We start from the raw sequence: 11,536 nt of genomic DNA on the forward strand, positions 1-11,536 counted from the left end.
AGGCGATCGGCACCACCCGGGCCAGCAGCGAGACGACGCTGCAGGAGCTGTTCAGCGCCAAGTTCTCCGAGGCGCTCAAGACGGTCGGCAAGCAGCTCGACTTCGTCGACCTCTACACCAAGCGCAACGAGTTCCGGGACCAGATCATCGAGGTGATCGGCACCGACCTCAACGGCTACAGCCTCGAGGACGCGGCCATCGACTTCCTTGAGCAGACGCCGATGCACTCGCTGGACCCGAAGAACATCCTCGACGCCCAGGGCATCCGGAAGATCACCGAGCTGACCGCGATCGAGGCGATCCGCACCAACGACTTCCGGCGCAACGAGGAGAAGGAGATCACCCGGCAGAACGTGGACGCCAAGGAGGCGATCCTCGAGCTGGAGCGCCGGCAGGCGGACGCGGAGATCAAGCAGAACCGGGAGATCGAGACCATCCGGGCCCGCGAGACGGCGGAGATCCAGCTCGCGCAGGCCGAGGAACGGCTCCGTGCCGAGGGCGCGCACCTGCGCACCGAGCAGCAGCTCGGCGTGCAGAAGCAGAACAAGGACCGGGAGATCGCGGTCGCCGAGAAGAACCGCGAGCGGGTCATCGCGATCGAGACCGAGCGCATCGAGAAGGACCGGATGCTCGAGGTCATCGGCCGCCAGCGCGAGACCGAGCTTTCCACGATCGCCAAGGACAAGGAGGTCGAGGGCGAGAAGCGCGCCATCGCCGAGGTGATCCGCGAGCGCATCGCCGTCGACAAGACCGTGGCCGAGCAGGAAGAGAGCATCAAGCGGCTGCGGGTGGTCGAGGAGGCCGAGCGCACCCGCCAGGCCATCATCATCGCGGCCGAGGCCGAGGCGCAGGAGCACCTGGTCAAGGACATCAAGGCCGCCGAGGCGGCGGAGGCCTCCGCGAAGTTCAAGTCCCGCGAGGAGCTGCTGCTGGCGGAGACCCGCCAGCAGACCGCGGAGCTGGACGCCCGTGCCAAGATCCGGCTGGCCGAGGGTACGCAGGCCGAGGCGGCCGCCGCCGGCCTCGCCGACGTGCAGGTGCGCGAGCGCAACGCCGACGTGATCGAGAAGACCGGGCGGGTCAACGCCGAGGTGATCGAGCAGACCGGCCGCGCCGAGGCCGTCGTGGAGCGGGAGAAAGCGCTGGTCGCCGCCGAGGCGATCCGCGAGAAGCTGAAGGGCGAGGCCGAGGGCCTGACCGAGAAGGCCGCCGCGATGGGCGCGCTGGACGACGCCACCCGCGAGCACGAGGAATACCGGCTGCGGCTGGAGATGGAGAAGGAGATCCGGCTCGCCGGCATCAACGTGCACAAGGAGATCGCCGAGTCGCAGGCCATGGTCGTCGCGGCCGGCCTGGAGAAGGCGAACATCGACATCGTCGGCGGCGACTCGGTCTTCTTCGACAAGCTGCTCGGCTCGATCACGATGGGCAAGAGCCTCGACGGCTTCGTCGAGCACTCGACCGTGGCCCAGGGCCTCGGCTCGCGATACCTCGACGGCTCGGCCAGCCTCGTCGACGACCTCGGTCGGCTGCTCGGCTCGGTGTCGACCGGCGACGTCGCGAACCTGACCCTGGCCGCGTTCCTCGGCCAGCAGATCAAGGCCGGTGGCGCGGACGCGGGCAAGCTGCGTGAGCTGCTCGCCGCCGCGAAGAAGCTGGGCGTGGCCGACACCAGGCTCTCGGAGCTGGCCGGCACGCCGGTGCCGGCAAACGGCACGGTCGTGGCCCAGCAGTGACGACCGCGCACGTGGGTGCCGCGGCCACCGAGGCCGCGGCACTGGACGCCGGCACCTACGAGGTGCTGCGCGCCCGACTGGGTGGCCAGGCCAAGGAACTGGCCGCCCGGGCCGAGGCGCTCAACGCCCGCCGGGTGGAGACCTTCGGCGGGCAGCAGATGCGGCTGCTCGGCGCGGAGCGCATCCGCACCGCGAACAACTGCGTGCCGCGGGACATCGTGCAGGTCGGCGGCTCGATGCTGTTCGGCTACAACGTGTTCATCGGGCTCAAGACGGAGACGGCGATCGACGACGTCTTCTCGGTGCACGGCTTCAGTCGCGACGGCGAGGCGTTCCGCTTCGACGCGGGCGCCGCGCTGCCCGGCCTGCTCGACGACCCCGTCTTCCAGCGTGACTTCGCGGAGCTGTACCGCTACTACCGCGAGACGCACCTGCTGCAGCTGCGCCGGTTGGAGGGGCTGCTGCTGGCGGTCTTCCAGACCGGGGCGCGGCCGGACGACCTGAAGGTGCTGCGCTGGAAGGTCGGCGTCGACGGCTCGGTGGCGTACGTCGACAACCGCGGCGAGCGCGACCACGTCTTCCCGCCGTCGCACGACTTCGAGTGGACGCCGACCACCCGTGAGCAGCACATCCTCGGCCGGCACCCGCACGTGTCGATCGAGGACGAGGTCTTCGTGGAGACCGTCGGCGGCAACCTGACCGTCAAGGTGGAGAACAACACCGAGGACGGCGAGGGCATCTTCTCCGAGCCGGTCGACGAGCCGCTGCAGAGCCTCGCCGACGCGGAGATCGCGTACGCGCGGATCGGGCCGCTGATCCTGCTGCGGGTGCTGCCGTACAAGGAGACCGTCCAGCGCTACCTGATCTTCAACACCCGGACCCGGGACGTGCGGCGCCTCGACGGCATCGGCCAGGCCTGCCAGCGGCTGCCCGAGGACCAGGGCATCATCTTCCCGGGCGGCTTCTACCTGGCCACCGGCCTGGCGAAGACGTTCGACGCGGACGTCAGGGAGCTCGAGTTCGAGCGGGTGGTCCGGTCGGTCAACGGCGAGGATGTGCTCTACGTCTTCCACGCGCGGGCCTCGGGGCGATATCTGCTGCTGCCGTACAACGTGATCCGCAAGGAGGTCGCCACCCCGATCACCTGCCACGGGTATTCGCTCTTCGACGACGGCACGCTGATCGCCTTCCGGCACGTCACGGACGAGCCGACCCGGGTGCACCCGATGCAGGTGTGGCAGACGCCGTACGTGTCGGACACCTATGCCGCGGCCCAGCCGGTCGGCACCGGGCCGCTGGACCGGGTCGGCAACGCCGACCTGGTGCGGGGCATCGCCGACACGCTCTCGGTGTCCCGGATGGTCGACGAGATGACGCCGTCCGGCGCGGTCTTCGAGGCCATCATCGCCGCGTGCGGCCGGCTCTTCGACCACTACCACTGGCTCGGCGAGCGCGACCTGGGCGACCTGCGCACCCCGCTGTCGGAAGTGCGCGCGACCGCCGAACAGGTCCTGGACGAGTACGAGTCCGTGCAGGAACTGACCAGCCAGGCCGCCACCGCGGTCGAGGAGGCCGGCGCCGCCACCACCGCGCTGATCCGCCGGGCCCGGGGCGAGGTGCCCTCCACCACGGACGCCTGGATCCGGCAGCTCGCCTCGCTGCGCCAGGCCCAGGGCCGGATCGTCACCCTGCGCGAACTGCGTTACGTCGACCTGGCCCGCCTCGACAGCCTCGAGCACGACCTGGCCGCCGAGGTGGATTCCACCGCCCGCCGGGCCGTCGAGTTCCTGCAGCGCGAGGACGCCTTCGCGGGCTATCAGCAGTCCGTCGGGCAACTGGTCGTCGACGCGGCCGGGATCGCCACCGTCGCCGAGGCCGTGCCGGTCGGCGAGCGGCTCACCGAGCAGGCCGACGGGCTGCAGGTGGTCACCGAGGTGGTCGGCGGGCTCGACATCGGCGACGCCACCGTGCGGGTCGCCATCCTGGAACGCATCGGCGAGGTGCTCGGCGGCGTCAACCGGGCGCGCGCCACCCTGGACGCCCGCCGGCGCGAGCTGGCCGCGGTCGAGGGCCGGGCCGCGTTCGCGGCGGAGTTCGCCCTGCTGGGGCAGTCCGTCACGGCCGGGCTGGCCGCCGCGGACACCCCGGAACGCAGCGACGAGCAGGTCGCCAAGCTGATGCTGCAGGTGGAGGCGCTGGAGTCGCGGTTCGGCGACTTCGACGACTTCGTGGACCAGCTCAGCGCCAAACGCTCCGAGGTCTACGAGGCGTTCGCCGCCCGGCGGCAGTCGCTGCTCGACGACCGGGCCCGGCGTGCCGACCGGCTCGTCGACTCCGCCCAGCGCACGCTCGCCAGCGTGCAGCGCCGGGTCGCCGGGCTCGGCACCCTGGACGAGGTCAACACCTACTTCGCCACCGATCCGATGGTCGGCAAGCTGCGCTCGGTGGCGGGCGAGCTGCGTACCCTCGGCGACACCGTCCGGGCCGAGGAGCTGGACGGGCGGGTCAAGGCCGCCCGGCAGGAGGCCGGCCGGGCGCTGCGCGACCGCCTCGACCTGTACGGCGCGGACGGCAACACCATCCGGCTGGGCCGGCACACGTTCGCGGTGAACACCCAGGCCATCGACCTGACGCTGGTGCCGGACGGGCCCGAGCTGGCGTTCGCCATCACCGGCACCGACTACCGGGCACCGATCCGGGACGCCTCCTTCGCGGCCACCCGGGCGTACTGGAATCAGACCGTCGTCTCCGAGACCGCCGCGGTCTACCGCGGTGAGCACCTCGCCGCGGCCCTGCTCGCCGCCGACCCCGCCGGGGTCGCGGCCGCCGCTGCCGACGGCACGCTGCTCACCGTCGTGCGCCGGGCCGCCGAGGCCCGCTACGACGAGGGCTATGAGCGCGGCGTGCACGACGCCGACGCGGCGCTGATCCTGCAGACGCTGATCCGCCTGCACGCCGCCGCCGGCCTGCTGCGCTATCCCGGCCCGGTGCGCGCGGCCGCCCAGCTCTTCTGGGCCTTCTGCGCGGGCGACAAGGCGAGCTGGGCCCGCCGGGCCACCTCGCTGGTCCGGGCCCGGGAGATGTTCGGCTCGGCCGGTGCCGCCCTGCCCGAGCTGTGTGCCGAGCTCAGCGCGGCGGCCGGAGCCGGCGCCCAGGTCGGCGAATACCTGGTGGAGGAACTGGCGAGCACCCCGGCCGGGTTCGTCACCAGCGCCGGTGCGCGCACGCTGGTCGAACGCTTCCATCGGGCGCTGGGCAGCGGCCCGGCGGCGGCGTCCCGGGAGTACGCGGATGATCTGCGCGCGCTCGCGGATGATCTCCCGGCCCGCAAGCAGCTGGTCACCGCGTGGCTGACCGCCTTCCAAGCGGCGCAGCCGGACGCCGGCGCGCCGGACGACCTCGCCGAGGCGGTGGCGCTGGAACTGACCGGGACCGTGCTGACCAGGCACGACTCGGCGGCGGCGGTCACCGAGACCGTCGGCGGACTGCTCGGCAACCACCCGCGGATCGTCGACGGAAAGATCACGTTGCGGCTGGACGAGGTGCTCACCCGGACCCGGGAGTTCCGGGCCACGGCGGTGCCGGCGTACCGGGCGTACCAGAAGCAGCGGACGGCCCTGGCCGCCGCCGAACGCGAGCGCCTGCGCCTGGAGGAGTTCAAGCCGGGAGTGATGAGCGCGTTCGTGCGCAACCAGCTGCTGGACGAGGTCTACCTGCCGCTGATCGGCGACAACCTGGCCCGCCAGCTCGGCGCGGCCGGTGACGCCAAGCGCACCGACCAGTCCGGCCTGCTGCTGCTGATCTCCCCGCCCGGCTACGGCAAGACCACCCTGATGGAGTACGTCGCCAACCGCCTCGGCCTGGTCTTCGTCAAGGTCAACGGGCCGGCGCTGGGGCACGACGTCACGTCGCTGGACCCGGCCGAGGCGCCGAACGCGACCGCCCGGCAGGAGGTCGAGAAGATCTCCTTCGCCCTGGAGATGGGCAACAACGTCCTGCTCTACCTGGACGACATCCAGCACACGTCACCGGAGCTGCTGCAGAAGTTCATCTCGCTCTGCGACGCGCAGCGCCGGATGGAGGGCGTCTGGGAGGGGCGGTCCCGCACGTACGACATGCGGGGCAAGCGGTTCGCGGTCTGCATGGCCGGCAACCCGTACACGGAGAGCGGGCAGCGGTTCCGGATCCCGGACATGCTGGCCAACCGCGCCGACGTGTGGAACCTCGGCGACGTGCTGGCCGGCCGCGACGACGTCTTCGAGCTGTCGTACCTGGAGAACGCGCTGACGTCGAACCAGGTGCTGGCGCCGCTGTCCGCCCGCGACCGCGCCGACCTGCCGCTGCTGGCCCGGCTGGCCGACGGCGACGACTCGGTGCGCCCCGACCGGCTCAGCCACGCGTACTCGGCCATCGAGCTGGAGCAGGTGCTGTCGGTGCTGCGCAAGATGCGCCGGGTGCAGCGGATCGTGCTGCGCAACAACCAGGCGTACATCGCCTCGGCCGGGCAGTCCGACGGGGCGCGCACCGAGCCGCCGTTCAAGCTGCAGGGCTCGTACCGCAACATGAACAAGCTGGCCGAGCGGATCGTCCCGGTGATGAACGACGCCGAACTGGAAACGGTCATCGACGACCACTACCGGGGCGAGGCGCAGACGCTGACGACCGGCGCGGAGGCGAACCTGCTGAAACTGGCCGAGCTGCGCGGTCGGCTCACCGCGGAACAGGAGCAGCGGTGGGCCGAGGTGAAGCAGGCCTACCTGCGGGAGCAGGCGCTGGGCGGCGCGTCGGACGACCCGATGACCCGGGCGGTGGGCGCGGTGGGCCTGCTGGCCGACCGCGTCGGCGACGTGGAGAAGGCCATCGGCCGGCTCGCCGACCCGTCCTGAGCGGCGCGGGTCAGTCCTGGGAGCGGAGCAGGGTCGGGTTGTCGCGGAGCAGGGCGGCCAGGCGCTTCGCGGCGATCTCCGTCTCCTCGGTGTCGACCCGGAGCGGGATCGGCTCCGGCAGCGGCGTCGGCATGCCGCGCTGGGCCGCGCTCGGCTCCGCCGGGGCCTGGTGCTGCTCGGGGTGGATGCGCCGGGTCGTCTGCGGTGGCACCTCCGGTGGGGGCGTCGCCGCGAACGGGTGCGGCTGGAACTGATCCGGCCGGTGCTGGGCGTGATCGGCATACAGGTCGTGGTCGGCCGGCTCCGGATAGTGCAGGCGCCGGGTCTCCTGACCGTTTTGCGCCGGCTGCTCGAAGCGGTAGCCGTGCGGCGGGGGATAGGCCTCCGGGTCGTCCGGGTCGATCTCGAAATCGGCGTGCCTCGGTGACGTCGGCGCCGCCTCGGCCACCCGGTCGGCCACCGAATTGTCCGCGCTGACCTGCACGATGCCGTCCTCGACCGCGAAGTGCAGCAGCACCGGATCGCCCGCGCCCTCGACGCCGACGGTCACCCCGAGCTCGGGGTTGCGGCCGACGACAGCGGCGATCGCCTCCACCAGCTCGGCAACTGCCGGCGGGGTGCCGGTGGCCTCCCCCGCGGCACGGCGACGCAGCTCGTCCCGGCGCGCCAGCTTGTCGAGCGCATCATCCAATCCGCCTCGCACGCTCACCGTCCTCCCGTCACATGCAGTCGCCCGTAATACTGTGCCCGTTCGGAGGCCCGTTTGGGAACCGGCTACGGAGCGACGCGGCGCACACCTTACGACGCCCTCATCTTCATGGCTTTGTCGAGTGCCTGGTCCAGGACCACGAGAAGAGCATCCCGCACCGAGCCCCGAAAGCGGGCGTCGAACTGGACGATCGGCACGTCATCGCGGACGGCCAGGGCCCAGCGCACCTCGTCCAGGTTGTAGCCGAGCTGTCCGTTGAAGGTGTTGACGCCGACGACGAACGGAAGCCCGGCGCGCTCGAAATAGTCCACCGCGGGATAACAGTCATCAATCCGGGTCGTATCAACCACGACCAGGGCGCCCAGGGCGCCACGGACGAGGTCGTCCCACATGAAGGCGAAGCGGGTCTGGCCGGGGGTGCCGAACAGGTACAGCTTCAGCGTCTGGTCGATGGTCACGCAGCCGAAGTCCATCGCGATGGTCGTGGTGGTCTTGGCGGACGCCTGGCCCGGATCGTCCACCCCGACGCCCTCCATCGTCATCTCGGCCTCGGTGGTCAGCGGCGAGATCTCGGAGATGGCGCCCACGGTTGTGGTCTTGCCCACGCCGAAGCCGCCGGCCACGATGATTTTGACCGGCACCGGTGGTGCGGCCCGTTGCGGCCCGCTGGGCACGCGTGCCGTGCCGACGATGCGGCGGTCAGGATATGGATCGAAGTCCACGGATCACTCGCATGATGGTCTCGGGGTCGGGGAAGTCGTTCTCCAACACGTGAACGTCAAGGTGACCGGCGGCCCGCAGGTCGCCGACGAGAATCCGGGTGACGCCCAGGTGCATCCGGAGCCGGGCGGAGATCTCCGCCACCGACAGTGGATCGCCGCAGAGGTGCACAATCGCCCGTTTCTCGGGCGAAAGACGCGCGGATTGCGCGCCCGGCTGGGAGCTGACCTGGGTCTCCAAGCCGATGTTCGGGTCGAGCCCGTCGACGCGCCCGGACGTGAGAACGAACGGTCGCAGCGACGTGCCCTGCTCGCCGGACGGGGGTCCGGGACCGAGCGCCGGCGGCGCCTGCTGATATCGCACGCCGGGGCCGGAGCTGCGCAGAAACGGCCGGACACCTGGCGCCGCCGGGTGTGCCGGGTCGTCGGGTTCGGCCGGGTTTCTCATTGCTGAACGGCGTTTTTCAATTCAGCGATGAGGCGCGGGCTGAGGGCGCTGCCGGCCCGGGTGGCGAACAGCGTCATCTCGTACGCCAGGGTGCCCAGGTTGGCGGTGCGGTCCGCGATGACCCCGAGCACGGAGCCGGCGCTGATCGCCGTGACCAGCAGGTAGCCGTCGGCCATGTCGATGATGACGCGGTTCAGGCTGCCCAGCGCGTACCAGCTCGCGGCGCCGCCGGACAGGCTGGTGAGACCGGAGACGACCGCGGCCAGGCGCTCGGCGTTGGGCCGGTCCTTGATCGCGGACATGGCCATCAGCAGGCCGTCGGAGGAGACGGCGATCGCTTCGACGACTCCCGCTGTGCCGGATGTGAACGAATCCAGCAGCCAGTTGAAGGTCTTCGCCTCGGCACTCAACTGGGAGTGCGCGTAGTCGCGACCGTTGCCGGTGTCGGTGGAGTAGGGGGAAGTCATCGCGGTTGTCCCTCTGGTTGTGGCTGGGTTTCACTCAGTGCTCGGGCGACGCCGTACTCGAACTGCTCCATCAGCGCACGCGCGGCCTCCGGGTCGAGTGGCTGGGCCGGCGAGGCCACCGGCACCGGGTTCATGGGTGGTTCACCCACCGGTAGCGTCGCGCCTGGCACCCGCCGGGTCAACGGCGGATGGCCGGCGGCCGGCGGCGAGGCCATGTCCTGCTCGATGACGTCCCATTGGGCGCGGGACACACCGGCCTCGAAGGCGTCGAACGCCTCCCGGGCCGCGAGCGCGTCGTCCGAGGTGGGCGGGCTGGCCGGCAGCCTCGGTCCGGAATCCGCCGGGATCTGGTTGCCGGGCACCCGGCGGCGCAGCGGGGCGCCGGTGCGCCCTTGCTGGCCGTTGCTCTGCTGGGGCATCGGGGGTGCGGGCTGAGCCGGCTGCTCGAACTGCGGCATCGGGGGTGCGGGCTGAGCCGGCTGCTCGAACTGCGGCGGCTCGGGGTGCTGGTAGTAGGCCTCCGACTCGGTGCGCTGGTGTGGGAGCTGGATCGCGTCGGACGGCGCCGACATGACGATCGGGCCCTCCACCACGAGCGGCGGCTCGGGCTCGACGTACCGGCCGGCCGAGGGCAGCTCGGGGGTGGCCACCGGGAAGCGCCCGGCCACCGGGGCGCCGTCGTAGCCGGCCGGCGCCTCGTAGGCGGGCCGCTGCACGGGCTGCTCGGCGTGGCCGTTCGGGGCCGCCTCCAGCGCCGGGGTGCCGGCGCGGACCGCGGCGAACGCGTTCCAGGACCGGGCGGTCTCGAGGGTCTTGGTGGCCCGGTGCAGCGCGTTCGCGTCGAACGGCTGGGCGCTGCCGGGCGCCGAGCGGCCCGACGCGCCGGCGAGCAGCGGTGCGTACTCGGTGTGCTGGCTCGGCACGGTCGCGTGGATCGGCTGCACCGGCGGGAGGGCCTCGCGGCGTGCCACGAGGTGCTCCGGGCCGAGGTCGACCCACGCGGTGAGGCCGCCGTCGGGGGTCTCGGTCAGGGCGACCTCGACGCCGTGCCGCCGGGCGAGGCGGCCGACCACGAACAGGCCGAGCACCTCGCTGGGCGCCAGGTCGAGGCGCTCACGGCGGGTCAGCCGGGCGTTCTCCTCGGCGATGCGCTCCGGCGCCAGGCCGAGGCCGTGGTCGATGATCGCGAGCCGGGCGCCGCCCCGCAGCTCCGCCGCGGTGACGGTGACCCGGGTGTGCGGCGGCGAGAACGACGTCGCGTTCTCCATCAGCTCGGCGAGCAGCAGGGTCAGGTCGGCCAGGACGGCCGGCACGACCACGATCTCCTCGGGCACCTCGACGTCGACGCGGGTGTAGTCCTCGATCTCACCGAGGGCGAGCCGGACGACGTCGGACAGGGGCAGCGGGGCGGTGTGGTCGTTCGCGCCGACGGCGCCGGAGAGCACGACGAGGCTGCTCGCGTTCCGGCGAAGCCGGCTGGACATGTGGTCGAGCCGGTAGAGCTCACGCAGGCGCTCGGTGTCGGTCTCCCGGCGCTCCAGGTTGTCGATCAGGGCGAGCTGGCGGCCGACCAGGTTCTGGGTGCGGCGGCCCACGTGACCGAACATCTGGGCGACGTTGCGGCGGCCGAGCACCTGGCGCTCCACCAGCCGGGCGGCGGTGGTCTGCACCCGGTCGAAGGCGCGGGCCAGGTCGCCGATCTCGTCCTGGGCCGCGACGTCGACGTCGTCCAGGCGGATCGCCCGGACCGTCTCGGCGTCGTCGTCGGCGACCCGTTCGAGCTCGGCCTCGGCGGCGCGGGCGATCCGGCTGGCGGAGGCGGTGAGGCGGCGCAGCGGCCGGGCGACCGTGCGGGCCATCATCAGCGACAGCCCGACCACGATGAGCAGCAGGAGCAGCGCGCCGCCACCGACCAGGCCGGCGGTGCGGAGCGCGGCCTGCCGGCTGTCGGCCACGGCGAGGTCCACGTCCGCGGCGATCCGCTTCTCCACGAAGCCACCGAGCACGACGACGGAGGCCAGCGAGGGGAACAGGTTGTTGGGCTTCAGCAGCTTGACCGCCGAGGCGGGGTCGGTGGCCGCCCGGGCGAAGAACTGATCACCCACGCGGGCCGCGAACGCCTGCTGGGCACCCACGTACAGCTTGTACTGATCCGGGGTGAAGTACGACTGCGCGCCGCCGATGATGAACTGCAGCTGGAGCAGCGTGGACGAGAACAGGTTGATCAGGCCGGCGTTCTGGGTCGCGACCGCGCTGGTCAGCTGGCTGGATGCCTGGCTGATCAGGTCGTCACTGCGCAGCGCCTGGTCCAGCGCGAAGACCTGGCGACCCGTGGAGGTGGTCAGGTCGGCGGCCGTCTGCAGGCCGAGCCCGTCGATGATCGGCGTGATCACGGCGGTGAACTCGGAGACGATCAGGTCCGGCCGGATCGTCCGGCCGAGGATGCTGGCGCGGGTGCTGTCGAGCTTCTTGACGTTTTCCACGGCCGCTCTCAGCCGCGGCGTGAGCGGCTGGTCGAGGCTCCTGAGGCTGAGGATGCGGTCGGTCGCCTCGGCGCTCTGCACCACGAGC

The 11,536-nt window shown here is 71.8% G+C and carries 7 protein-coding genes; 2 read left to right on the forward strand and 5 right to left on the reverse strand.

What is annotated here, in order from left to right; translation table 11 throughout:
- Positions 1-1,736: flotillin family protein (locus DMB66_RS53585; protein WP_125811760.1), on the forward strand; the 1,736-nt coding region annotated here is incomplete at its 5' end.
- Positions 1,733-6,622: a DNA repair ATPase gene (locus tag DMB66_RS53590; RefSeq protein ID WP_125811761.1), complete on the forward strand. Its 4,890-nt coding sequence runs from the start codon at positions 1,733-1,735 to the stop codon at positions 6,620-6,622. The genes DMB66_RS53585 and DMB66_RS53590, both read left to right, overlap by 4 nt.
- A gap of 10 nt (positions 6,623-6,632) precedes the next feature.
- Here DMB66_RS53590 and DMB66_RS53595 read toward each other — a convergent pair whose 3' ends face one another.
- The 5 genes from DMB66_RS53595 to DMB66_RS53615 form a co-directional block, all read right to left on the reverse strand.
- On the reverse strand, positions 6,633-7,325 hold the full coding sequence (locus DMB66_RS53595; RefSeq protein WP_125811762.1) for a hypothetical protein: 693 nt from the start codon (positions 7,323-7,325) through the stop codon (positions 6,633-6,635).
- Between the two features lie 95 nt (positions 7,326-7,420).
- Positions 7,421-8,053, reverse strand: coding sequence for an ATP/GTP-binding protein (locus tag DMB66_RS53600; RefSeq protein ID WP_199753176.1), 633 nt, complete (start codon positions 8,051-8,053; stop codon positions 7,421-7,423).
- Positions 8,031-8,498 carry a DUF742 domain-containing protein gene (locus DMB66_RS53605; RefSeq protein ID WP_125811763.1) on the reverse strand — a complete coding sequence of 156 codons (468 nt, stop codon included), beginning with the start codon at positions 8,496-8,498 and terminating at the stop codon, positions 8,031-8,033. The genes DMB66_RS53600 and DMB66_RS53605 overlap by 23 nt, the downstream gene beginning before the upstream one ends.
- The gene (locus DMB66_RS53610; protein ID WP_125811764.1) at positions 8,495-8,965 is read right to left on the reverse strand and encodes a roadblock/LC7 domain-containing protein; all 471 of its coding nucleotides are present in this window, start codon (positions 8,963-8,965) and stop codon (positions 8,495-8,497) included. The genes DMB66_RS53605 and DMB66_RS53610 overlap by 4 nt, the downstream gene beginning before the upstream one ends.
- Positions 8,962-11,536 (reverse strand): ATP-binding protein (locus tag DMB66_RS53615; RefSeq protein WP_125811765.1); only part of this gene is annotated, 2,575 nt, incomplete at its 5' end. The genes DMB66_RS53610 and DMB66_RS53615, both read right to left, overlap by 4 nt.

This window comes from Actinoplanes sp. ATCC 53533 (genome assembly GCF_003947245.1).

Coding starts and splice junctions, on each gene's coding strand:
- DMB66_RS53610 (WP_125811764.1), bottom strand. CDS start 8,965: ATGACTTCCCCCTACTCCACCGACACCGGCAACGGTCGCGACTACGCG.
- DMB66_RS53605 (WP_125811763.1), bottom strand. CDS start 8,498: ATGAGAAACCCGGCCGAACCCGACGACCCGGCACACCCGGCGGCGCCA.